Here is a 22,071-nt window from a genome sequence, read left to right as displayed (position 1 = left end):
CCCAAAAGGAACACATCATGGAAAATCCGTTCGGCGATGCCGACGAGCCGGCCGGCGACCACAGGCAGTATCTGGTCCTGATCGCGGCATCCAAAGACAACGCCGCGCTGGCGCAGAAGATCCTGGAAAACATCAATACCCATGTGGATGAACGCGCCGCGCCGTTGTGGATCGATGCGAAGGGAATCGGCGTGCTGGTGACGACGGAACTGGTCGCCTCCGAAATCTGGCGCGAGATGTTCCAGAAGGCGCCGGGCCAGGATTACGGTGACACCCGCAACCTGCTGATCCTGGAAATCGGCAAGGACTGGGCCGCCCGCCGGGACGACAAGATCGAACACTGGCTGGCCAGCCACGTCGGCGCGCCGCTGCCTGCGCCGAACCGCGCGAAGCGCCGGTAGCAACCAGACCGGCCCCCGCCCGTCAGCCGCCGCGGACGGGTTGCGGGGTATCCAGTTTTGCCACTCGCTGCAGGAACGCATCCAGCGCCGGGTTGTCGTGCTGCGCGTGCCACGCCAGGTACATGTCCGCGTACAGATTGCGCTGGTCGATGGGCCGGAACACCACGCCTTCAAAGCGCAGTTCCCGCGCCGAATCCGGCACGATGCCCACGCCCAGACCCGCGCGCACCAGCGCCAGCAGCGTATGCGTCTGCCCGGCGCGCTGCACGTACTGCGGCTGCACGTCCGCCAGGCCGAAGGCGCCCACGATGCGGTCATAGAAGTACTTTCCTTCCCGCGGCGAATACAGCACGAACGGCTGGCCTTGAAGCAATTTCAGGGGCACGGTCGCGTGTTCGCACAACGGCGAATCGGCGGGCAGCGCCAGGACCAGCGGTTCGCGTTCGACCAGGCGCGATTCAATGCCGGCCTGCTGCGGCACGCTGCGCGCCAGGATGGCGTCCAGCTCATGGGCCAGCAGCAGACGGGCCAGTTCGGTGGTGACGGTTTCTCGAAGCTGGATCTCCACGCCCGCCAGCAGCTTGCGCGCCTGCACGATGAGCGACGGCATCAGGCGGTACGACGCCACGGCAGTAAAGCCCAGCGTAATGTGGCCGGCCTCGCCGCCCGACGTACGGCGCGCGGTGGCGGCCGCCTGCGCCGAAAACTCCAGCAGGTGGCGAGCATCGCGCAGAAAGCGCCGGCCCGCGGCGCTTAGCACCACTTGACGACTGTTGCGCTCGAACAGCGTGACGCCCAGATCCTGCTCCAGCAACTGGATCTGGCGCGATAGCGGCGGCTGCGTCATGCACAACCGTTCGGCGGCGCGGCCGAAATGCAGTTCCTCGGCAACCGCAATGAAGCATTCGAGCTGGCGGAATTCCATCGATTCAATCCTTGAATTGATTGATGCTATTTATAGCTCGAACGGACATCCATGGACAGGCCTCCCTATACTCGCCTGCAGGGCCGCGAATCCGGTCCGCCAAGCATCAGGAGCCTTACCCGCAGCACCATTTTTTGCGGCCTCGCCGCCATCAACGCCATAAAAGAGAAAATCCATGGAGACAAAGAACCCCGCCCGGATCCGCGTCCGGCTCCTCGCCGCGGCGCTGGCCCTGGCCGCCACCACGGCCGTGCCCCACGCAGCCAGCGCCGCCGGCTATCCGGAACGCCCGATCAATCTCATCGTTCCCTTCTCGCCCGGCGGCGGCACCGACATCTCGGCGCGGTTGCTGGCCGCGGCCCTGGGTGAAAAATTCTCGTCGTCGGTGGTGGTGGACAACCGGCCGGGCGCGGGCGGCCAGATCGCCGCCGACCTGGTGGCCCGTTCGCAGCCCGACGGCTACACGCTGCTGTTCGCGAACTCGGGGATGCTGGCGATCAACCCCTGGATCTACAAGCTGCATTCCGACCCGGTGAAGGCGTTTGCGCCCGTATCGCTGTTTTCGGACCTGCCGTTTGTGCTGGTGGTGCCCGCCAGCCTGCCGGCCAAGAACGTCGCGGAACTGGTCACGCTGACCAAGTCCCAGCCGGGCAAGCACACGTTTGCCAGCTCGGGCACGGGCGGCGCGCCCCATCTGTCCGGCGAAATTTTCCAACAAGCCACAGGCGTGGATCTGGTGCACGTGCCCTACAAGGGCGGCGGCCCGGCCATGACCGACCTGATGGCCGGCCGCGTCGACATGCTGTTCGCCTCGGTCCTGGAGACCATGCCGTACGTGACGGCCGGCAAGCTGCGCGCGCTGGCCGTCACGGGCGCGACACGCTCGCCCGCCATGCCGGACGTGCCCACCATCGACGAAGCTGGCGTGAAGAACGCGCAAAGCGGCTCGTGGACGGCGGTGCTGGCGCCTGCCGGCACGCCGCAGGTCGTGATCGACAAGCTTTCCGAGGCCATCCGCGCCGTCGCTGCCGATCCGGCCGTCAAGGCCAAGCTGGAATCGCAGGGCGCCGTGGCGCACGGCTCGACGCCAAAGGAACTGCAGGATCTGGCCGCCAGCGAGCGCGAACGCTATGGGCAGATAATCAAGTCCCGCAACATCCAGACCAACTGATTCCGGTCCCGGCCCGCTTCGGCGGGCCTTTTCCTCTAATTAGATAAGCCGTATCCATGACTGCATCCCTTCCCGCTTCCGCCGCCGATCTGCTGATGGTCGGTCCCCTGCTGCCCGAACTGGTGGCCGACCTGGAATCGCGCTACCGCGTCCATCGCCTCTGGGAGGCCCAGGACAAGGCGGCGCTGCTGCGTGAGCACGGCGCCGCCATCCGCGGCATCGCCACCAGCGGCAGGTTTGGCGCGACGAAGGAATTGATCGACGCCCTGCCCGCGCTGGAAGGCATCTTCAGCTTTGGCGTGGGTTACGACACTATCGACATCGCGGCCGCCAAGGCACGCAACGTCGTCGTCACCAACACGCCCGGCGTGCTGGACGCCTGCGTGGCCGATACCGCGTTGGCCCTGATGCTGGCCGTCTCGCGCCGTATCGCCGAAGCCGACCGCTTCGTGCGCGCGGGCCGCTGGCCCACCGAAGGATTCGGCCTGGGTTCGCGCATGACCGGCAAGCGCTGCGGCATCGTCGGCCTGGGCAACATCGGCCTTCAGATCGCCCGCCGCGCGCAGGCCTTCGACATGGAAATTCTTTACACCAACCGCAAGCCGCGCCCCGACGCGCCCGAGGCGTATCGCTATTGCCCGACCATCGTGGACCTGGCCTCGCAATGCGATTACCTGGTGCTGGCCGTGCCGGGCGGCAGCGCCACCCGGCACATGGTGAATGCGCAGGTGCTGGATGCGCTGGGCGCCGACGGCTGGCTGATCAACATTGCGCGCGGCACGGTGGTCGACGAGGCCGCGTTGGTGGCGGCGCTGCAGGATAAGCGCATCGCCGGCGCGGGGCTGGACGTGTTCGAACATGAGCCCGCCACGCCCCCGGAATTGAACGCCATGGATAACGTGGTGATGCTGCCGCACATCGCCAGCGGCACCCACGAAACGCGCCGCGCGATGGCGGATCTGATGCGCGCGAATCTGGATTCGTGGTTCCGCGAAGGCCAGGTGCATACGCGGGTGGTGTGAACGCAGCGCGACCTGCGCTACCTCCCTGTGGCCCGTTCTGGGCGCAGTTGGGAAAACACCCACTCGCTCCTTCGACGCTGGCGGACTATACTGGATATATAAACAGTATTTTCCGCCATGCCGTTCAAAACCCCGCTCTCCCACGCTGACCTGCGCTTCATCCGCGAGCGTCAGCCCTGGAATCCCGATGTGATCACCCTGCTCTGGGAGGTCAAGCGTCTGCGCTCGATTCTTTTGCGCGCGTACCAGTTGTCCGGCGATTTCAAGCGTCCGGCTGGCATCACGGGCGAGCTCTACGACGATTTCATGCGGGACCTGCACCACGAACCCTGTGTGCTCGAACGCGACGACATGAAGGACGCGCTCATGGAACCCGCCAACAGATTGCGCAAGGGGATGGCGCCCAGATAGGACTGGAGCGCGGGCGGGCACGAGAGTATCGTCAAGACGCATCCCTGATCCAGGAACGGAGGCGCCCATGACTGAAAAACCCGAAATAGACATCGAGGCCGGCGCGTCCCAGATGGGCAACCTGGTGCAGTTCCTGCTGTGGATCGCCGCGCGGCCGCGCACGTATGCCGAGACGATGGAGGCCTGGCGCACCAATTGCCCCCGGCTGTCGGCTTGGGAAGACGCCACGGCGAATGGCCTGATCGACATGTCGCCGGGCGAAAGCTCGGTGCGCGGGGAAGCGGTGGTGGTGCTGACGGAAAAGGGGCGGAACTTGCTTGCGTGAGGCCGCCTTACACGGTTGCCACCGGCGTGGCCGGCGATCCGACCGCGCCCGGCAGGTTCAAGGGCGGGGCCGTCAACAGGAAGCGGCTTCGGCCGTTGGCTTCAAGCCATCGGGCAAGCTTGCCCAGATACCACATCTCGCCTATCGGCATGCCGAGCTTGAAGATGCAGTGATGGTGCAGCGGCAGCGCCGCGCAGCAGGCATTGGGCTTCTGGGTGGGATAAATCTCCAGCGCATGGTTGTCGGACGCCATGGCCGCGACTTTCGCGTCCGTGATCCACTGCAGCAGTTTCTCGTCGCTGCCGTCCAGGCCGGCGCAGATTTCATGCAGCGTGTGCGGGTCCGGCTGGCGCTGCTTTTCCAGCAAGGCATCGCCGAATTCCGTATGAAAGAGCACGATGTCGCCCTGCTCGATCTCGATCTTGTCCGCCTCAAGGATGCGCATCAGGTCGTCGTAGCCCACCGATTTCTGCGCGCGGCCGTAATGCCTGGCCAGATCCACCATGACGCCGCGGCTCTGCAGGCAGGATTCGGCCAGGTGGGTGATGTCCAGCTTCTTGGCGTTGGAGGCGGCTCCCTGGCCCAGGTCGGTCTTGGCGAAACCATTCTCCACGTCGTAATCCACCGGCCCGACCACATGATCGTTGGGCCGGTAGCCGTTGTAGTAGACACGCTCGGGCAAGCCGTCGCCATTCGCATCGAATAGCGCACCCACGTGCGCCAGCGAATCCCATTGCGTCGAGTACTGCAAGCTCATCTCGACGATGTCGTCGCTGAGCACATCCACGCAGCCCGGCCGCAACCGGCCGAGCGGGAAATTCATGTACTGGTCGCCGTCTCTTTCGGTGGGGCGCAGCTTGGGCGGATGGCGACGGACGTTGACGCCGTTGCCGCCCGGATAGTCCAGCGGCAGAGACAGGCAGAAACTCAGGCCCGCGCGGACTTCGCTTATGCCCTTGAGCACGTTGTCCGGAGTGATGTAATTCAGGCAACCGCGCTGATCGTCAGGACCGAAGTCCCCCCAGTTCGATCCTTCGGGACGGTTCTTCCATCTCATGCGTCGCAACTCCTTGGCGTTGAAAGCGGATTGACTTAAATTTATCACGTATAGGATACTAGCATCATGGATGTGAAAACAGCAGCTCGAGTTCTGGATGTGCTGAACCTCTTTGCCGAGGAGCAGAAGCCATTGCTGTACAGCGAAATCGCCACGCAGATGCAGATCCCCCTGTCCAGCTGCCACGGGTTGCTCAAGACCATGGTGGCGCGCGGCTACCTGTATGAAATCGGCAAGAAGCATGGCTATTACCCGACGCAGAAGCTGATCCACGTCGCTACCCTGATCTGCCGCAACGATCCGCTGAATGACGTGATCGAGCCCGTGCTGGAACGGGTGCGCGACCTGACTGGTGAAACCGCCCTGCTGGCCAAACTGGCGGACGACAAGGTGGTGTACCTGATCGTGGCGGAGTCCAAGCAGACGATCCGTTTCTCGCACCAACCGGGCGGTTTCAAGGCCGTCCACGCCACCAGTTCGGGCAAGGCGCTGCTATCCATGCTGTCGCCTGAAGAACGCCAAAAATGGTTCAAGGCCTATGGCGGATTTACCGCTTTCACCGACCGCACCATCACCACCCGCGCCGCTTTCGACAGCGATCTGCAGGCGGGCGTGGAGCGCGGCTGGCAGCGCTCGGTCGGCGAGAACGTCGAAGACGTGATGTCCATGTCCCTCGGATTCCGCGCATACGAACAACCCTTTGCCATCGTGGTGGCCGGCCCCCTGGGCCGCATGCTCAAGAACGAAGCCACCACTGGAAAACAGCTGGAAGAGGTCAGGGCAATGATGCACGCCGCCCTGCCCTCGGCCAACCTCACCTTCGTAGGAGAAGACAGTAGATGAACAAGCGCAGCTTTCTTACCGCGGCCTGCTCGGCCATCCTCGCCGCCATGCCGGTCACCGGGGCGCTGGCCCAGGGCAGTTATCCCGACAAGCCGATTCGCGTGATCATGCCGTGGGCGGCGGGCGGCCCGACGGACGTCGTCGGCCGCGTCGTCGCTGTGCAAATGGGTGAAATCCTGGGCCAGCCGCTGGTCATCGAAACCCGCGCAGGCGCCAGCGGCACCATTGGCGCCGCTCAGGTCGCCAAGGCGCCGGCAGATGGCTACACGGTGCTGATGAACCCGTCGGTCCAGGGCATCTATCCGGCCCAGTTCAAGAGCCTGAGCTTCGATCCGATCAAAGACTTCCGGATGGTGGGTGTGCTGGGCACGGTGCCGATGGTGGCCGTCGTCCCGCCCACGTCGAAGTTCAAGACCTTCGCCGACCTTATCGAACATGCCCGCGCACAGCCCGGCACGCTGACCTTCGCATCGCCCGGCGTTGCCACCCTGCCTCACCTGGCGGGCGAGCTGATCAATTCGTCCACCAAGGCGTCCATCTCGCACGTCGGCTACCGCGGCAGCAGCCCGGCCCTGACCGACGTTGCCGGCGGCCATGTGGATCTGATGTATGCGCCGCTTGCCCCCGCCCTGCCCCTGATCCAGAGCGGCAAGGTTGTCCCCCTGGCCGTCACCACCAAAGCCCGGCTGGCCGACTTGCCCAACGTGCCCACCATCGCCGAAAGCGTCCTGCCCGACTTCGACATCGTCACCTGGTATGGCATGTGGGTGCCCAAGGACACGCCCGAACCGATCATCGCCAAGCTGAATGCGGCGATGGTGCAGGCCTCGAAGTCGCCCAAAGTGGTCGACGCGCTGAAATCGCAGGGCACGATGCCCAGCACGATGAGCTACCAAGAAGCCGAAGCCTTCAACCTGGCCGAAAGCGCGCGCTGGATCAAGGTGATGAAGGACGCCAACATTCAGCCCGAATAACAGTTGCACCCCGCGCCAGCGCCCTAAGCGCTTGAAATAACTCGAGGTAATGAAAAGGCATAAGAAATTCCCAGTTAGGGAATTTACTTATGCCTTTTAATTATTTGTAAGGCGCATACTTGACGGGCCAGAATTCGTCCTTGGCATAAATCAAGACCAATGGAACTTCGTCAACTCGAGGCCTTCGCGGCCGTCATGTCCACCGGCAGCGTCACCGCGGCCGGACGGCTGCTGGGACGCTCGCAGCCTGCGATCAGCCGGTTGCTGCAGGAACTGGAGGCCGAAATCGGCTATCCCCTGTTCAACCGCAGCGGTCCGCGCGTGACGCCCACCGAACAGGGCTTCCTGCTTTACGACGATGTTGAACGCGCGTTGTCCAGCCTGCAGCAGATCCGCAGCCGGGCCGACGAAATTGCGCGCGGTCAGGCGCAGCCGCTGTTGATGGCTGCCACTTCCGCCCTTGCCGCTGGCCTGGTGCCGGCCGCCCTCAAACGCATCGAAGACCGGCTTGGACCCGCCCGCGTGCAGTTGCGCAGCGCCTCGCCCGAACGCGTGGTGCACGCCGTGCTGTCGGGCGCCGCGCAGTTGGGCGCGACCAGCCTGCCGCTGGAGCACCGCGGCCTGACCGTGCACTGGATTGCGCAGGCGCCTTGCGTGGCCGCCCTGCCCGAAGACGATCCTGCCGCGCGCCACGCCGTGGTGCCGGTGTCGGCACTGGCCGGACGCCGCCTCATCACCATGGCCAACCCCTATCGCCTGCGCCGCCGGCTGGACGCGGCGCTCGCGCACAACGTGCAGGCGCTGGGCACCATCGAAACCAATTCGTCCGTCAACGCCCTGGCCGCGGTCCGCGCGGGCCTGGGTGTATCGGTGCTGGAACCCGTGACCGCCTATGGTTCGCCGATGGCGGGCGTGGCGATCCGTCCCATCGATCTGGACATCCCTTTCTTCTTTGGGGTCATCACCCCGCAGTCGCAAACGCTGTCGCCCGCCTGCCAGGCGATGGCCGACGCGTTGGCCGAAGCCGCCGCAGACCTGCTGCCCGGCTTTGTGCTGCACGACGCGTCCGAGCATTCGGCGCTGCTGCAGTCGATCTACGGCGATGACGCCCCTGTCATGGAAACACCCGCATCATGAATCTGCCCCTCGCCGCCCCGCCGCAAGGCTTGCCCGCCCTGGAGGCGCGCCTTCGGCAAGACCTCTCCTGGCTGGAAATTCCCGCCAAGAACTGGGTGACGCCCCGGCTGGTCGACGGCCAGCAGGTGCTGGATGTGGCGATCATCGGCGGCGGCATGGCCGGCCTGGCTGCGGCGGCGTCTCTGAAGCACCTGGGCATCGATGCGCCGATCTTCGATCAGGCGCCCGAAGGCTACGAAGGCCCGTGGGCCACGACGGCCCGCATGGAAACGCTGCGCTCGCCCAAGCAACTGACCGGTCCCGCGCTTGGCCTGCCCGCACTGACCTTCCGCGCCTGGTTCGAGGCGCAATTCGGCCAGGAGGCCTGGGAAGCCCTGGACAAGATCCCCCGCCTGCAATGGATGGACTATCTGCGCTGGTACCGCCGCGTGCTGAACCTGGACGTGCGCAACGAACACCGCATCCTGTCCGTGCAGCCGCGCGCCGATCAGCTAGTTGAGCTGGACATCCAGTCGCCGGCCGGACGCACGACCGTCCTGGCTCGCCGCGTCGTGCTGGCCACCGGCCGCGACGGCTTGGGCGGTGCATACGTGCCCGACTTTGCAAAGAAGCTGCCGCGCGACCGCTGGGCGCATTCGTCCGACGTGATGGACTACAACACGCTGGCCGGCAAGCGCGTCGGCGTCGTGGGCGCGGGCGCGTCCGCCATGGACAGCGCGGCGACCGCGCTGGAAGCCGGCGCCGCCAGCGTCGACCTGCTGATCCGTCGCAACGACATCCCGCGCATCAACAAGGGCAAGGGCGCGGGCAACCCGGGCCTGACCCACGGCCACCTGACGCTGCCGGACGAATGGAAGTGGAAGATCCGCCACTACATCAACGCCGCGCAAGTGCCGCCCCCGCGCGGCAGCACGCTGCGCGTGTCGCGCCATCCCAATGCGTTCTTCAACCTGGGCTGTGGCGTGCTGGACCTGGCCCTGATCGATGACGAGATCCACGTCACCACGCCCAAGGGCGTGTTCGTGCTGGACTTCCTGATCTTCTCCACGGGCTTTCGCATCGATTGGACCGTGCGGCCGGAGTTCGCGCCGCTGGCACCTCACGTGCGCGCCTGGGGCGACCGCTACACGCCGCCGCCCGGCGAGGAAGACCAGGAACTGCATGACTCGCCCGATCTGGGACCGGTGTTCGAACTGCAGGAGAAGGTCCCCGGCGCCTGCCCGGGCCTGGATCGCGTGCACTGTTTTTCGTACCCCGCCGCGCTGACGCACGGCACGATCTCGGGCGACATCCCCGCCATCAGCGAAGGCGCCAAGCGCCTGGCGCAAGGCATTGCCGGCCTGTTCTACCGCGAAGACGTGGTCACGCACTACGCCAACATGGAAGCGTTCTCGGAGCCCGAAGTGTTCGGTGACGAGTGGACGCCGGCCGCCGCGCCGGCCACGGCTTCGCAGGCGGAGACCGCGCAATGACCGCATGGCTGCTACGCCGCGTGGCGCAGGCCGCGGTGGTCGTGTTCCTGATGACGCTGATCGTCTTCGTGGGCCTGCACGCCATTGGCAACCCCGTGGACATCCTGATCGGCCAGGACGTGGACCAGGTGGACCGCGCGCGCATCATCGCCGAACTGGGGCTGGACAAGCCGCTTTGGCAGCAATACCTGGCCTTCCTGAACGGCGCGCTGCACGGCAACCTGGGCAACAGCTTCGTCTACAACATCCCGGCGATCGAACTGGTGATCCAGCGCCTGCCGGCCACGCTCGAACTGGCCATCACCGCCCTGTCCTTTGCGGTCATCATCGGCCTGCCGCTGGGCCTGTTTGCGGGGCTGTATCCGGACAGCCGCGCGGCCAAGATGATCATGGCGGGCAGCATCGTCGGCTTCTCGTTGCCCACCTTCTGGGTGGCGCTGATGCTCATCATGGCGTTCAGCGTGTCGCTAGGCTGGCTGCCCGCCAGCGGCCGCGGCCAGACGGTGGAGTTCCTGGGCTTTCAGTGGTCGTGGCTCACGGCCGACGGCTGGCGCCACCTGATCCTGCCGGCGCTGAACCTGTCGCTCTTCAAGATATCCCTGGTGATCCGCCTGACCCGCGCCGGCGTGCGCGACGTGATGCCGCTGGACTTCGTGAAGTTCGCGCGCGCCAAGGGCCTGTCGCCGTTTCGCGTGGTCTGTGTGCACGTGCTGCGCAACACCATGATTCCGCTGGTGACGGTGCTGGGCCTGGAGCTGGGCTCGACCATCGCCTTTGCCGTCATCACCGAGAGCATCTTTGCGTGGCCCGGCGCCGGCAAGCTGATCCTGGACAGCCTTAACGCGCTGGACCGCCCCGTGATCGTGGCCTATCTGATCGTGGTGGTGTGCTTGTTCGTGACGCTGAACCTGATCGTCGACATTCTGTACAAAGTGCTGGACCCCCGGGTGCGGCTGGAGGCCACGGCATGAGTTCCGTATCCCAAACCGCGCAGGCGCCCGCCCTGCGCCGCGAGTCGCCGTGGCGCCGCAACCTTGCCGAGTTCATGTCGTCCAAGACGGCCGTGCTGGGCCTGGTTGTCGCCACCCTGCTGATCCTGGCCGCCGTGCTGGCGCCGTGGATCTCGCCGCAGAATCCCTATGACCTGCTGCAGATCGACGTGCTGGATTCGCGCCTGCCGCCGGGTTCCATGAATGGCCTGGACACGTTCCACTACTGGCTGGGCACCGACGGCCAGGGCCGCGACCTGCTGTCGGGCATCCTGTATGGCCTGCGCATCAGCCTGATGGTGGGCGTGGGCTCGGCGTTGATCGCCGGCATCATCGGCACGCTGCTGGGCCTGTTGGCCGCCTACGCCGGCGGCAAGGTCGACGCCTTCATCATGCGCCTCGTGGACCTGATCCTGTCGTTCCCGTCGATCCTGGTCGCGATGATGATCCTGGCCTATCTGGGCAAGGGCGTGGGCAACGTGGTGCTGACGTTGGTGATCCTGGAATGGGCCTACTACGCCCGCACCGCGCGCGGCCAGGCCCTGGTCGAGCGCCGCCGCGAATACGTGGAGGCCGCCCGCTGCCTGGACATTCCCAACTGGCGGATCATGTTGAAGCACATCCTGCCCAACTGCCTGCCGCCGCTGATCGTCATCGGCACGCTGCAGATTGCGCGCGCCATCACGCTGGAAGCCACGCTGAGCTTCCTGGGACTGGGCGTGCCCGTGACCGAACCGTCGCTGGGCCTGCTGATTTCCAACGGCTTCCAATACATGCTGTCCGGCGAATACTGGATCAGCTTCTACCCCGGCATCGCGCTGCTCATCACCATCGTGGCGATCAACCTGGTGGGCGACCGCCTGCGCGACGTGCTGAACCCGAGGACCCACAAATGACCGACCGCTCTGCCTCGGCTGGCGCGCCGGCCACGCTTGAAGTGCGCAACCTGCGCACGCACTTCCACACCCGCGCGGGCGTGCTGCCCGCCGTGGACGACGTCTCTTTCACCTTGCCACGCGGCAAGATCCTGGGCCTGGTCGGCGAATCCGGCTCGGGCAAGTCCGTGACGGGCTTTTCCATCATGGGTCTGGTCGACGCGCCCGGCCGCATTGTGGGCGGCCAGGTCCTGTTCCAGGGCCGCGACCTGACCACGCTGCCCCCGCGCGAACTGCGCCGCCTGCAGGGCAACCGCATCGCCATGATCTTCCAGGATCCGATGATGACGCTGAACCCCGTGCTGCGGGTGGACGTGCAGATGATCGAGACGGTGCGCGCGCATAACAAGATGAGCAGCGCCCAGGCCCGCATCCTGGCACGCGACACGCTGGGCATGATGGGCATTCCCAGCCCCGAGGAACGCCTGCTCGCCTATCCGCACCAACTGTCGGGCGGCATGCGCCAGCGCGTGGCGATTGCCATTGCCATGCTGCACCGGCCGGACCTCATCATTGCCGACGAACCGACCACCGCGCTGGACGTCACCATCCAGGCGCAGATCCTGTCCGAAGTGCAGAAGCTGGCTCAGCAGCACGGCACCAGCCTTATCTGGATCACCCACGACCTGTCGGTGGTGGCGGGCCTTGCCGACGAAGTGGCCGTCATGTATGCCGGGCGCATCGTCGAACACGGCAAGGTCGACGACGTGCTGGACCGTCCGCAGCACCCCTACACCGTGGGCCTGATCGACAGCCTGCCCAGCAACAATGCGCGCGGCCAGCGCCTGCGCCAGATTCCCGGCATGACGCCGAACCTGCTGCACCTGCCGGCCGGCTGTGCCTTCGCGGCGCGCTGCTCGCGAGCCACCGCCGCCTGCGGCCAGCAACCCGGCATCACCGAAGCCTTACCCCAACACAACGTGCGCTGCTTCCATCCTTCCATTCAGATCCACCGCGAGGTGGCGGCATGAGCGCCACCTCCACCGCCAACGCCCCCACGCCACTGATCGACCTGCGTCAGGTCAGCAAGCGCTTTGGCGAACGCAAGGTCGGCGCCGCCGGCCGCGCCATGCAGTCGCTGGGCCTGTCCAAGCCGCCCGCCATCACGCGCGCCGTGGACCACGTCGATCTGATCGTGAATCCCGGCGAGGTCGTCGGCCTGGTCGGTGAATCCGGCTGCGGCAAGTCCACGCTGGGCCGCATCGCGGCGGGCCTGCTCACGCCCTCGGGCGGCGAGGTCCGCATCAATGGCGTGCGCCCCGCCGACATGAATCCGGCCGAGGCCCACGCCGCGCGCCTGAAGGTGCAGATGATCTTCCAGGATCCCTACGCCAGTCTCAACCCGCGCCTGCGCGTGGACGAGATCGTGGGCGAGGCCGCCCGCATCCATGGCCTGGTCGGCAACGGCGACTTCGACGACTACGTCAGCGCGCAACTGGAACGCGCGGGCCTGGACCCGTCGCTGCGCCAGCGCTACCCGCACCAGTTCAGCGGCGGCCAGCGCCAGCGCATCGGCATCGCCCGCGCGCTGGCGGTGCAGCCGTCCATGCTGGTCTGCGACGAAGCCGTGGCCGCGCTGGACGTCTCGATCCAGGCGCAGATCCTGAACCTGTTCATGGACCTGCGCGAAGAACTGAACCTGACGTATCTGTTCATCAGCCATGACCTGGGCGTGGTCGAACACCTGTCCGATCGCGTGGTCATCATGTACCTGGGCCGAGTCGTGGAAACGGCGACGGTGGAAGAAGTCTTCCGGCGTCCCAACCACCCTTACACGCAAGCCCTGCTGGCCGAAATCCCCAGCCTGAAATCGCGCCACAAGACGTTCACCGCGATCAAGGGAGAGATTCCCAGCCCGCTCAATCCGCCCACCGGCTGCCATTTCCATCCGCGATGTCCGCACGCGATGCCGCGCTGCAAGACCGAGGTTCCCACGTTGAAGGGAATCGCCATCAACCACCTGAGCGCCTGTCACCTGAACGACATGGCCTGACGATCACTGGCCGCGGCACGACCGCCGCGGCCGCTGGACCCACACCGTTCCCCCTTCACCAAGGATCCCGGACAATGAAACGCCTGATTCTCTCGACCCTCACCGCCGCCATCCTGGGCGCCTCGGCCGCCGCCTCCGCGGACAACCTGTCGATCGGCTTTGCCGACCCGCTGTCGTCGCTGGACCCGCAGCTGAACAACCACGCAGGCGACCGTTCGGTGGCCCTGCACTTCTGGGATCTCCTGATCGAGAACAAGTGGAACAAGCTGCAGCCGGGCCTGGCCGTGAGCTGGAAGCCGCTGGACAACACCACCTGGGAATTCAAGCTGCGTGAAGGCGTCAAGTGGCAGGACGGCACGCCGTTCACCGCCGACGACCTGATCTACTCCTACACCCGCGCCCGCGGCGTGCCGGGCAGCGTCGCCACCTACGCGGGCTACCTGCGCACCATCGACACGATGACCGCCAAGGATCCGCTGACCCTCATCATCAAGACCAAGGCCCCCAACCCCGACCTGCCGCTGAACCTGGCGTCCATCCACGTCGTCAGCAAGCACGTCGGTGAAAAGTCCTCGACCGAAGACTACAACTCGGGCAAGGCCATGGTCGGCACCGGCCCGTACAAGTTCGTCTCCTACACGCCCGGCGACCGCGTCCTGATGGAACGCAACGACGCCTACTGGGGCGACAAGCAGATCTGGGAGAAGGTCAACTACCGCTACATCAACAACGCCGCCGCCCGCACCGCCGCGCTCTTGGCCGGCGACGTGGACGTGATCGACAAGGTGTCGGTGTCCGATCTGGCCAAGCTGGAGAAGGCCGCCAACATCTCGGTCTACCCGTACGACGGCCTGCGCGTCATGCTGCTGCAACCCAGCTTCAACCCCGCGCCCAACCAGTACATCACCGACAACAACGGCAAGCCGCTGGACAAGAACCCGCTCCTGGACGTGCGCGTGCGCCAGGCGCTGAACCTGGCCATCAACCGCAAGGCCATCGCCGACCGCATCCTGCAAGGCGCCGCCACGGAAGCCAACCAGTGGATGCCCAAGGGCACCTTCGGCTACAACCCCGAGATCAAGGACATCCCCAACGACGTCGCGCAAGCCAAGAAGCTGCTGGCCGAAGCGGGCTTTCCCGACGGCTTCAAGCTGACCATGCACGTGCCCAACGACCGCTACCCGCAAGGCCCGGAAACGGCCCAGGCGGTGGCGCAGTTCTGGACCCGCGTGGGCGTGAAGACCCAGGTGGAAGTCGTGCCGTGGGCCGTCTATTCGGGCCGCGCCAACAAGAACGAATTCGCCGTCAGCATGCTGGCGTGGGGCAACGGCACGGGCGAAGCCAGCTACGCGCTGGTCAACATCCTGGCCACCGTCGACGCCAAGAAGGGCCTGGGCGCCTCCAACTGGGGCCACTACACGAACCCCAAGGTCGACACAGCGCTGGAGCAATCCACCTCGGAATTCGACGTGGCCAAGCGTGAAGCCATCCTGCGCGACTCCGTCAAGCTCGTCTCCGACGACGTCGGCATCATCCCGCTGTTCCACTACAAGAACATCTGGGCCACCAAGAAGGGTCTGAAGGTTACCCCGATGACCAGCGACCGCACGGCCGCCATGATGGTCACCAAGGTCTCGGACAAGTAAGCCATGGCGCCGACCCTGCACATCAGCCCCGCGGACGCCCTGATCGACGTCCCGCGCCAGATCCGCGTCGAACACGTCGCGCCCGGCGCCACCGTCGAGATCACCGCCCTCACCCGCCGCAACGGCGTGCTCTGGCAAGCCCAGGCCGCCTACACGGCAGGCGAGGACGGCGCCGTCGACCTGACCCGCGACGCGCCCGTCTCGGGCGACTACACCGGCCTGGCCCCGATGGGGCTGATCTGGGCGCAGTCTCCCGATGACGGCAAGAGCCGCGAGTACTTCAACCAGCCGGTGACCGATGCCCTCGTCACCGAGGTGGTGGTCCGCGTCGAAGGCGCCGAGGCGCGCGGCAGCTTCACGCAACGCCTGGCGGCTGACGGCGTCACACGCGTCGAGGTCCGCGAGGAAGGCCTGGTCGGCACCCTGTACCTGCCCGCCGGCAGCGCCCCGGGATCGCATCCCGCCGTCATGATCCTGAACGGGTCCGGCGGCGGCATCAACGAACCGCGCGCCGCCCTGTACGCCTCGCGCGGCTACGCCGCCTTCGCGCTGGCGTACTTCAAGGCGCCCGGCCTGTCGGACTACATTTCCAACACCCCGCTGGAGTACTTCCAGACGGGCCTGCGCTGGTTGCGCAAGACGGTCCAGCCGCTGCACGACTTCGTCGCCATCAGCGGCCAGTCGCGCGGCGGCGAGCTGGTGCTGCTGCTGGGCGCCACCTTCCCGAAGGAAGTGTCGGCCGTCGTCGCCTACGTGCCTGGCGCCGTCGTGCACAGCGGCCAGAACGCCTGCGACCCCAAGATCGGCCGCGAAGGCCCGACCTGGCTGCTGGGCGGCAAGCCCATCCCCCACGTCTGGGAAAACAACCGCACGGCCACCTGGGCCCCGTTCGATGAAGGCCCCGCGCCCCATCGCCACGAGAAAGCCATCCTGACGGCCTTGCAGGACCCGGACGCCGTGGCGCGCGCGCGCATCCGCGTGGAAGACATCGAAGGCCCGGTCATGCTGCTGTCCGGCACCGACGACGGCTCGTGGCCGTCCAGCCTGTACTCGAAGATGGTGCAGGACAAGCTGACCGACGTGCGGCACCCGTACCCGGTCCAGTGGCTGGACTACGAGAACGGAGGCCACTCGATCCTGTTCCCCTACGTGCCCACCACCCAGCTCGTGTATGCCCACCCCGTGTCGGGCAAGATCAGCACCAGCGGCGGCAACCCCAAGGACAACGCCCGCGCCGACCAGGAATCCTGGGAAGGCGTGAAGACGTTCCTGGACGCGGCGGTAAAGGCCAAGGGCGCGGCGGCTGGCAAGCCGGTAGCGACCGCGAACGATGCCTCGGGCAACGTCCGCTGAACGAAACTTTAGGAGACCTCCTCAATGGCACAACAACCGATCGTCTACGACATCAGCAAAGACATCGTCGACCAGCTCGTGGGCCTGGCGCCCGGCACCCAGACCTTTGACGTGCGCCACAAGCGCGACAAGGTCGCCGCCGCCACGCAAGGCAGCTACGACGCCCTCTTCGACCCCGCCCTGCCCGGCCTGCCGCTGGCCGACCGCCTTCTGGTCGCGCTGTACGCCACGCGCATCACGCCGTCGCCGCTGTTGGCCGCGCACTATCGCGCCCGTGCGGTCGAGGCCGGCGTGCCGGCCGCGGACATCGCCGTCGCCGAATCCGGCAAGCCGGCCGATGCCGCCGACCCCCGCCTGGCTGCCATCCTGGAATTCACCCGCAAGCTGATCGAAAAGCCGGTCGAAGGCGACGAAGCCGCGTTGAAGACGCTGCCGGCTGCGGGGGTTTCCACCCCGGCTGTCGTCACGCTGTCGCAGCTGATCGCCTTCCTGTCGTATCAGACGCGCCTGGTGGCCGGATTGGTCGCGATGAAAGCGGCTGAAGGGCTTGAGGCGGGTGCTGGCGCCGCGGATGCCACGTCCGTCATCAACCCTGGCAACACCGAACCCGGCGCCGTCATCAAGGCCCATGGCTTCACCAACGAAGTCCTGGAATGGAAGGCATGGCTGGACGTCGTCAACGTCGACACCGCCACCCCCGAACAGATCGCCGTCCTGGAAGAAAGCCACCCCAAGGCCAAGGTCTCGGACTATTACCTGTTCCTGGTCCACCAGCCGGAAATCCTGCGCCAACGGTCCACCGCCTTCAACGCCATCATGTACGCGCCGGGCGGCCTGTCGCGCGCCGAGCGCGAACTGGGCGCCACCGTGGTGTCGCGCGTGAACGGCTGCGTGTACTGCGCGTCGGTGCACGCGCAGCGGTTCGAGCAACTGGCCAAGCGCAATGACGTGATTGGGCAGGTGTTTGAGGATCCCATCACCGCAGGCACGACCAAGCGCGAACAGGCGATCGGCAAGTTCTCGATCCAGATCACCGAGGCGCAGGCCGACGTGAACGCGGCCAGCATTCAGGCGCTGAAGGATGTGGGTCTGAATGACGGCGAGATCCTGGATCTGCTGCATTCGGACGCGATCTTTGCGTGGGCGAACCGGTTGATGTTGAATTTGGGTGAGCCGGTCCTTGTAACGGTCTGACGCGGGGCGTCCCTACATTCAGCCGGTGTCTGACACCCGCATACGCTCGCTTGGGTTCCCTCGCCTGCGCATACGGGTGTCAGACACTCGGAAGGATCGGCTTGTTACACTGTCCCTTCCCGCACCTACACGCGCCCCGCCTCAGCGGGGCGCTTTGCCTTTCCCCATGTCCGAAAAAACCCACGACATCCGCCCCGGCCAGTCGATCGAACTGCTCAAGGCCCTGCACATCCTGACCCGCGACGGCAAGATGAACCAGGACAGCCGCCGCAAGTTGAAGCAGGTCTATCACCTGTTCCAGTTCATCGAGCCGCTGCTCAAGGATGTCCAAGACCAACGCGGCGCCGTCACCCTGGCCGACCACGGCGCGGGCAAGTCGTATCTGGGCTTCATCCTGTATGACCTGTTTTTCAAGGATCAGCCCGAGGCGCTGAAAAACGGCTCGCACATCTACGGCATCGAAACCCGCGAAGAACTGGTGAAGTCATCGGAAGATCTGGCCAAGCGGCTGGGCTTTGGCGGCATGTCGTTCCTGAACCTGTCGGTGGCGGAGTCGATCACGTCGGACAAACTGCCCGCGTCGATAGACGTGGTGACCGCCCTGCACGCCTGCAATACGGCTACCGACGACGCGATTCACTTTGCGTTGGAGAAAAAGGCCAAATACATCGTGGTCGTGCCGTGCTGCCAGGCCGAGGTGGCTTCGGTGCTGCGCAAGAACAAGGCGAAGGCGCTGGCCGATCCGTTGGCTGAGATCTGGCGGCATCCGCTGCATACGCGGGAGTTTGGCAGCCAGATTACGAATGTGCTGCGGTGTCTGCAGCTTGAGGCGCATGGATATCAAGTCAGCGTGACCGAACTGGTCGGGTGGGAGCATTCGATGAAGAATGAGCTGATCATCGCGCAATATAAAAACCTGCCGACGCGCAAGCCCGCGCAGCGTTTGACCGAGATGCTGGATCGGATCGGGTTGCAGGAATTGAAGGATCGGTTTTTCTTGCCGCAAGCTGCGTAATACTGAAAAGGACCGCCTGCGGCGATGGATTTTTCCCATTATCTTGATCGGCTTCGTGCGGTGTGCGACGCACATGGCCACGCGCTACACCTCAACCCGGGTGCGGCGGAATCGAGGCTTGAAGCGGTCGAGGCGGAACTTGGTTTCCCCATCTCTGCGCACGCCAGGCAGGCTTGGCTTCTGGCCAATGGGGCCGAGCGCGATGTGCCGGTATTCATGCGGCCAGGCTATCTGACGGCCTATGATTTTCTGCCGCTGGAAAAGGCGATTGCGGGACGAGCGCGGATGGCGGACCGCGCCCCGCGGTATGCCGGATATATGGAACCAGAGCCACGAGATGCGCGCATCAGGGACGGCTGGTTTCACCCGGGCTGGCTCCCGTTCGCCAGCTTTGGCGGCGCAACGATGCTGCTGATGGTCGACCACTCCCCGAGCGAATCCGGCACACCGGGGCAGATCATCGCATTCACCCATGACCCGGATCAGATCACGTGGGTGGCGCCGACCTTCACCGCGCTACTGACGGGATCAATCGCGGAGGTCGAAGCCGACCCCGAGGAATTTCTGGGGGATTTTTAAGGCTGGGGGTCAGAAGCCCCCCGCCCATTCCCACGACCGAAGTAAAATCCGCTCCCCATGCGCTTCTCTGACTTTGACCAACGCCTCGCCGCGCTCGGCGCGCTGCCCGTTCACCGCGGGCGGGTCATGCGCGTCTGGCTGCAAGGACAAGCGCTCGACACCGGCACGCGGCGCCGTAGCGCGGAGCATTTTCTGCCCCTCGCGGTTCGCGATGCCGTGCCCGCGTTGACGGCAGAACTGGACGGCCTTGCGCGCATCCGTTCCGAACATGCCGGCAGCGACGGTTCGCGCTTGCTTGTCGAACTGGCCGACGGGCAGATGGTGGAAAGCGTGCTGTTGCCGCGCGACGGATTGTGCGTGTCCACCCAGGTCGGTTGTGCGGTCGGCTGCCGCTTCTGCATGACCGGCAAGAGCGGCTTGATTCGTCAGGTCACCAGCATGGAAATCCTTGCCCAGGTCGTGCTGGCGCGGCGGCAGCGTGCGGTGAAGAAAGTCGTATTCATGGGCATGGGTGAACCGGCGCACAACCTCGACAACGTGCTCGAAGCCATCGACCTGCTGGGCACCGAAGGCAATATCGGGCACAAGAATCTCGTGTTCTCCACCGTGGGAGACCAGCGCGTGTTCGACGCGCTGCCGCGGCAACGCGTCAAGCCTGCGCTGGCGCTGTCGCTGCACACGACCAAAGCCGAGTTGCGAGAGCATCTGCTGCCACGCGCGCCCAGGATTTCGCCGGAAGAACTGATCGAACTTGGCGAGCGATATGCTCGCGACACGGACTATCCGATCCAGTATCAATGGACGCTGCTCAAGGGCGTCAACGACGGCGACGACGAACTCGATGCGGTCGCGGATTTGCTCAAGGGCAAGTACGGCGTGCTCAACGTCATTCCGTTCAATAGTCTTGAAGGCGATACCTACCAGCGCCCCGATGCCGAGCGCACCCGCGAAATCGTCCGCTATCTGCACAGCCGTGGCGTGCTGACCAAAGTCAGGAATAGCGCGGGGCAGGATGTGGACGGCGGCTGTGGCCAGCTGCGCGCGCGTGCCGTAGGCGCCGAGCAAGTGGTCGAGCTGCGCCGCACGCGCGCTGCCAGACCGGCCGCCGCCTAGTCAGCCTATCGGGCTGGCCTGTCACGCCCGAGCCGATACCTGTCCCCACCTTGCCGCAATTCCGGCCACCGCCTGTCTCATCCTGTCCACGACCTCTCCGAATCTCCCGACCCCCAACCGCTCCGCCATTGCCGTCACCGTAATCGCCCCCAGCGCTTCCCCTTTAGCCGACATGATCGGCACGGCCACCGCACTGGTCCCTGGCATCAGGCCCACGGGCGCATGTGCCAAACCCTCCCGGCGGGCCGCATCAACCCGCGCGATCACATCTTCCACCCGCTCGCCCAACACCTCCAACCGCGCCGCATTACTGCGGACCAGCCGCGTGCTTTCGTCTGCGTCCAGGCTGGCCAACAACGCCACCCCGGAGACCCCCACCCCAAGCGGTCGTCGAACGCCCACCTCAATCGACAACACCTGTATCGGATGCCTTCCCGTGCGGCGCCCAATGCAGATCGAGTCATGCCCATGCCGGATGCTTAGAAACACGGTATCCCCGACTTGATCCGCAAGCTCCGCCATATACGGATCGGCCAACGTCAACAACGGGAACCGCCGCGTTCGCGCCAGACCGAGCAAGGTGATTTCCTGTCCAATCAAATACCGCCGCGTCTCCGGGTCCTGTTCTACCGCCTCTTCCTGCACCAAGGTCTTGAGCAGCCGATGCACGGTCGGCCGGTTCAGGCCGGACATGCGCTCCAGATCCACCAAGCGCACGCCCCTTTCCTGCCCGCACGCGATCAACCGCAGCAGGGCCAATGCGCGCCGGACGGTCTGGGCGCCGGCCGCGCTTTTATCCTCGGAGCCGCTCATGCCGCCTCCGGTTTCATGACGGATTTTGCCGTTTGGGCGATGCCGCGCTTGGTGATGATTTCGCCCAGCGATGCATAGTTTGGCCCGCCGATGCGGCAGATCGGGCGCAGTGTTGCGGTGTCGATCTTGCCGTCTTGCATCAGGCCCTCGCGGATGTGGAACATCACCACTTCACCCACAAAGAACTCGGCGCCGGTGTTGCCAAACGGCGTGACGCTGTGCAGCCGGCATTCCAGGCTGATGGGCGCGGCGGCCAGGCGGGGGGTGGCAACCACCACGCCGGGGATGACGGGCAGGCCAAGCAAATCGGCTTCGCTGACTTCGGGCGGATGTTCCTGAGCGCTTTCGTGCAACGGGTCCAGCAGCGTTTCGTCGGCAATGTTCACGACGAAATGACCGTTTTCCATGATGTTGCGGCCGGTGTCTTTGCGCTGGCCGGCCTTTCTGCCGATGTTCACGCCAATCATGGGCGGTTGGTTGGAGACGAAGGTGTAGCAACTGAAGGGGGCCAGGTTGACGACACCGTGGGCGTTGACGCTGCTGATCCAGGCGATCGGCCGGGGCACGATGATGCCGCTCATCAGGCGGTAGGTCTGCTCGGGGTTCAGGTCACTGGCGGGAAAGTGCATGGTCGTCTCGCTCCGTAGTCCGGATATTGAACATCAGTTTAAGGGCGCGTCCATGCGGACTTCGTGCGCCGAGC

The 22,071-nt window shown here is 65.4% G+C and carries 23 protein-coding genes; 19 read left to right on the top strand and 4 right to left on the bottom strand.

Annotated features, from left to right (window positions below; genetic code table 11):
• Positions 1-17: 17 nt before the first annotated feature.
• Positions 18-401: a hypothetical protein gene (locus tag FBY20_RS23520; protein ID WP_142054880.1), complete on the top strand. Its 384-nt coding sequence runs from the start codon at positions 18-20 to the stop codon at positions 399-401.
• A gap of 22 nt (positions 402-423) precedes the next feature.
• On the opposite strand, the gene FBY20_RS23515 is transcribed toward FBY20_RS23520, so the two are convergent.
• Positions 424-1,326: a LysR family transcriptional regulator gene (locus FBY20_RS23515; RefSeq protein ID WP_056319188.1), complete on the bottom strand. Its 903-nt coding sequence runs from the start codon at positions 1,324-1,326 to the stop codon at positions 424-426.
• 175 nt (positions 1,327-1,501) lie between these two features.
• Here FBY20_RS23515 and FBY20_RS23510 point away from each other — a divergent pair, with 175 nt between their 5' ends.
• The 4 genes from FBY20_RS23510 (at position 1,502) to FBY20_RS23495 (ending at position 4,255) form a co-directional block, all read left to right on the top strand.
• Positions 1,502-2,497, top strand: coding sequence for a tripartite tricarboxylate transporter substrate binding protein (locus FBY20_RS23510; protein ID WP_142054878.1), 996 nt, complete (start codon positions 1,502-1,504; stop codon positions 2,495-2,497).
• Between the two features lie 56 nt (positions 2,498-2,553).
• On the top strand, positions 2,554-3,519 hold the full coding sequence (locus tag FBY20_RS23505; protein ID WP_142054876.1) for a 2-hydroxyacid dehydrogenase: 966 nt from the start codon (positions 2,554-2,556) through the stop codon (positions 3,517-3,519).
• A 117-nt stretch (positions 3,520-3,636) separates the two neighbouring features.
• Positions 3,637-3,930 carry a hypothetical protein gene (locus FBY20_RS23500; RefSeq protein WP_062841045.1) on the top strand — a complete coding sequence of 98 codons (294 nt, stop codon included), beginning with the start codon at positions 3,637-3,639 and terminating at the stop codon, positions 3,928-3,930.
• Between the two features lie 67 nt (positions 3,931-3,997).
• A complete protein-coding gene (locus FBY20_RS23495; RefSeq protein WP_226846115.1) occupies positions 3,998-4,255 on the top strand; it encodes a hypothetical protein in 258 nt (85 codons plus the stop codon).
• Between the two features lie 7 nt (positions 4,256-4,262).
• Here FBY20_RS23495 and FBY20_RS23490 read toward each other — a convergent pair whose 3' ends face one another.
• Complete coding sequence (locus tag FBY20_RS23490) at positions 4,263-5,312, bottom strand: cyclase family protein (protein WP_142054875.1); 1,050 nt, start codon at positions 5,310-5,312, stop codon at positions 4,263-4,265.
• Positions 5,313-5,378: 66 nt separating this feature from the next.
• On the opposite strand from FBY20_RS23490, the gene FBY20_RS23485 reads away from it, so the two are divergent.
• The 14 genes from FBY20_RS23485 to FBY20_RS23420 all read left to right on the top strand — a co-directional run bounded on the left by FBY20_RS23485 (position 5,379) and on the right by FBY20_RS23420 (position 20,555).
• Positions 5,379-6,155 (top strand): IclR family transcriptional regulator, encoded by a 777-nt coding sequence (locus FBY20_RS23485; protein ID WP_142054873.1) that lies wholly within the window; start codon positions 5,379-5,381, stop codon positions 6,153-6,155.
• Positions 6,152-7,129: a tripartite tricarboxylate transporter substrate binding protein gene (locus FBY20_RS23480; protein ID WP_128828243.1), complete on the top strand. Its 978-nt coding sequence runs from the start codon at positions 6,152-6,154 to the stop codon at positions 7,127-7,129. The genes FBY20_RS23485 and FBY20_RS23480 overlap by 4 nt, the downstream gene beginning before the upstream one ends.
• 159 nt (positions 7,130-7,288) lie before the next feature.
• Positions 7,289-8,266, top strand: coding sequence for a LysR family transcriptional regulator (locus FBY20_RS23475; RefSeq protein ID WP_142054871.1), 978 nt, complete (start codon positions 7,289-7,291; stop codon positions 8,264-8,266).
• Complete coding sequence (locus tag FBY20_RS23470; protein WP_142054869.1) at positions 8,263-9,738, top strand: NAD(P)/FAD-dependent oxidoreductase; 1,476 nt, start codon at positions 8,263-8,265, stop codon at positions 9,736-9,738. Before FBY20_RS23475 ends, FBY20_RS23470 begins: the two co-directional genes overlap by 4 nt.
• Positions 9,735-10,709: an ABC transporter permease gene (locus FBY20_RS23465; RefSeq protein WP_056319244.1), complete on the top strand. Its 975-nt coding sequence runs from the start codon at positions 9,735-9,737 to the stop codon at positions 10,707-10,709. Before FBY20_RS23470 ends, FBY20_RS23465 begins: the two co-directional genes overlap by 4 nt.
• Positions 10,706-11,623, top strand: coding sequence for an ABC transporter permease (locus FBY20_RS23460; RefSeq protein ID WP_056319169.1), 918 nt, complete (start codon positions 10,706-10,708; stop codon positions 11,621-11,623). Before FBY20_RS23465 ends, FBY20_RS23460 begins: the two co-directional genes overlap by 4 nt.
• Positions 11,620-12,633, top strand: coding sequence for an ABC transporter ATP-binding protein (locus FBY20_RS23455; RefSeq protein ID WP_142054867.1), 1,014 nt, complete (start codon positions 11,620-11,622; stop codon positions 12,631-12,633). Before FBY20_RS23460 ends, FBY20_RS23455 begins: the two co-directional genes overlap by 4 nt.
• Positions 12,630-13,655: an ABC transporter ATP-binding protein gene (locus FBY20_RS23450; RefSeq protein WP_142054865.1), complete on the top strand. Its 1,026-nt coding sequence runs from the start codon at positions 12,630-12,632 to the stop codon at positions 13,653-13,655. Before FBY20_RS23455 ends, FBY20_RS23450 begins: the two co-directional genes overlap by 4 nt.
• Positions 13,656-13,729: 74 nt before the next feature.
• Entirely contained in the window at positions 13,730-15,301 is a 1,572-nt protein-coding gene (locus FBY20_RS23445; RefSeq protein ID WP_056319159.1) for an ABC transporter substrate-binding protein, read from the top strand.
• A gap of 3 nt (positions 15,302-15,304) precedes the next feature.
• A complete protein-coding gene (locus tag FBY20_RS23440) occupies positions 15,305-16,654 on the top strand; it encodes an acyl-CoA thioesterase/bile acid-CoA:amino acid N-acyltransferase family protein (protein ID WP_056319155.1) in 1,350 nt (449 codons plus the stop codon).
• A 24-nt stretch (positions 16,655-16,678) separates the two neighbouring features.
• Complete coding sequence (locus tag FBY20_RS23435; RefSeq protein ID WP_142054863.1) at positions 16,679-17,848, top strand: CMD domain protein; 1,170 nt, start codon at positions 16,679-16,681, stop codon at positions 17,846-17,848.
• 166 nt (positions 17,849-18,014) lie between these two features.
• Positions 18,015-18,863, top strand: coding sequence for an SAM-dependent methyltransferase (locus tag FBY20_RS23430; RefSeq protein WP_056319153.1), 849 nt, complete (start codon positions 18,015-18,017; stop codon positions 18,861-18,863).
• Between the two features lie 24 nt (positions 18,864-18,887).
• Positions 18,888-19,442 (top strand): SMI1/KNR4 family protein, encoded by a 555-nt coding sequence (locus FBY20_RS23425; RefSeq protein ID WP_142054861.1) that lies wholly within the window; start codon positions 18,888-18,890, stop codon positions 19,440-19,442.
• A gap of 57 nt (positions 19,443-19,499) precedes the next feature.
• Complete coding sequence (locus FBY20_RS23420) at positions 19,500-20,555, top strand: RNA methyltransferase (RefSeq protein ID WP_142054859.1); 1,056 nt, start codon at positions 19,500-19,502, stop codon at positions 20,553-20,555.
• A 21-nt stretch (positions 20,556-20,576) separates the two neighbouring features.
• Here FBY20_RS23420 and FBY20_RS23415 read toward each other — a convergent pair whose 3' ends face one another.
• Positions 20,577-21,368, bottom strand: coding sequence for an IclR family transcriptional regulator (locus tag FBY20_RS23415; RefSeq protein ID WP_142054857.1), 792 nt, complete (start codon positions 21,366-21,368; stop codon positions 20,577-20,579).
• A complete protein-coding gene (locus FBY20_RS23410) occupies positions 21,365-21,997 on the bottom strand; it encodes a flavin reductase family protein (protein WP_142054855.1) in 633 nt (210 codons plus the stop codon). The genes FBY20_RS23415 and FBY20_RS23410 overlap by 4 nt, the downstream gene beginning before the upstream one ends.
• Between the last annotated feature and the right edge of the window lie 74 nt (positions 21,998-22,071).

Origin of the sequence: Achromobacter sp. SLBN-14 (assembly GCF_006715415.1) — a bacterium.
Classification (GTDB): Bacteria; Pseudomonadota; Gammaproteobacteria; order Burkholderiales; family Burkholderiaceae_B; genus Achromobacter; species Achromobacter mucicolens.
The sequence above is the reverse complement of the archived record's forward strand: the minus strand, read 5'-3'. Positions and strand labels throughout refer to the sequence as shown.

Coding starts and splice junctions, on each gene's coding strand:
- FBY20_RS23520 (WP_142054880.1), top strand. CDS start 18: ATGGAAAATCCGTTCGGCGATGCCGACGAGCCGGCCGGCGACCACAGG.
- FBY20_RS23515 (WP_056319188.1), bottom strand. CDS start 1,326: ATGGAATTCCGCCAGCTCGAATGCTTCATTGCGGTTGCCGAGGAACTG.
- FBY20_RS23510 (WP_142054878.1), top strand. CDS start 1,502: ATGGAGACAAAGAACCCCGCCCGGATCCGCGTCCGGCTCCTCGCCGCG.
- FBY20_RS23505 (WP_142054876.1), top strand. CDS start 2,554: ATGACTGCATCCCTTCCCGCTTCCGCCGCCGATCTGCTGATGGTCGGT.
- FBY20_RS23500 (WP_062841045.1), top strand. CDS start 3,637: ATGCCGTTCAAAACCCCGCTCTCCCACGCTGACCTGCGCTTCATCCGC.
- FBY20_RS23495 (WP_226846115.1), top strand. CDS start 3,998: ATGACTGAAAAACCCGAAATAGACATCGAGGCCGGCGCGTCCCAGATG.
- FBY20_RS23490 (WP_142054875.1), bottom strand. CDS start 5,312: ATGAGATGGAAGAACCGTCCCGAAGGATCGAACTGGGGGGACTTCGGT.
- FBY20_RS23485 (WP_142054873.1), top strand. CDS start 5,379: ATGGATGTGAAAACAGCAGCTCGAGTTCTGGATGTGCTGAACCTCTTT.
- FBY20_RS23480 (WP_128828243.1), top strand. CDS start 6,152: ATGAACAAGCGCAGCTTTCTTACCGCGGCCTGCTCGGCCATCCTCGCC.
- FBY20_RS23475 (WP_142054871.1), top strand. CDS start 7,289: ATGGAACTTCGTCAACTCGAGGCCTTCGCGGCCGTCATGTCCACCGGC.
- FBY20_RS23470 (WP_142054869.1), top strand. CDS start 8,263: ATGAATCTGCCCCTCGCCGCCCCGCCGCAAGGCTTGCCCGCCCTGGAG.
- FBY20_RS23465 (WP_056319244.1), top strand. CDS start 9,735: ATGACCGCATGGCTGCTACGCCGCGTGGCGCAGGCCGCGGTGGTCGTG.
- FBY20_RS23460 (WP_056319169.1), top strand. CDS start 10,706: ATGAGTTCCGTATCCCAAACCGCGCAGGCGCCCGCCCTGCGCCGCGAG.
- FBY20_RS23455 (WP_142054867.1), top strand. CDS start 11,620: ATGACCGACCGCTCTGCCTCGGCTGGCGCGCCGGCCACGCTTGAAGTG.
- FBY20_RS23450 (WP_142054865.1), top strand. CDS start 12,630: ATGAGCGCCACCTCCACCGCCAACGCCCCCACGCCACTGATCGACCTG.
- FBY20_RS23445 (WP_056319159.1), top strand. CDS start 13,730: ATGAAACGCCTGATTCTCTCGACCCTCACCGCCGCCATCCTGGGCGCC.
- FBY20_RS23440 (WP_056319155.1), top strand. CDS start 15,305: ATGGCGCCGACCCTGCACATCAGCCCCGCGGACGCCCTGATCGACGTC.
- FBY20_RS23435 (WP_142054863.1), top strand. CDS start 16,679: ATGGCACAACAACCGATCGTCTACGACATCAGCAAAGACATCGTCGAC.
- FBY20_RS23430 (WP_056319153.1), top strand. CDS start 18,015: ATGTCCGAAAAAACCCACGACATCCGCCCCGGCCAGTCGATCGAACTG.
- FBY20_RS23425 (WP_142054861.1), top strand. CDS start 18,888: ATGGATTTTTCCCATTATCTTGATCGGCTTCGTGCGGTGTGCGACGCA.
- FBY20_RS23420 (WP_142054859.1), top strand. CDS start 19,500: ATGCGCTTCTCTGACTTTGACCAACGCCTCGCCGCGCTCGGCGCGCTG.
- FBY20_RS23415 (WP_142054857.1), bottom strand. CDS start 21,368: ATGAGCGGCTCCGAGGATAAAAGCGCGGCCGGCGCCCAGACCGTCCGG.
- FBY20_RS23410 (WP_142054855.1), bottom strand. CDS start 21,997: ATGCACTTTCCCGCCAGTGACCTGAACCCCGAGCAGACCTACCGCCTG.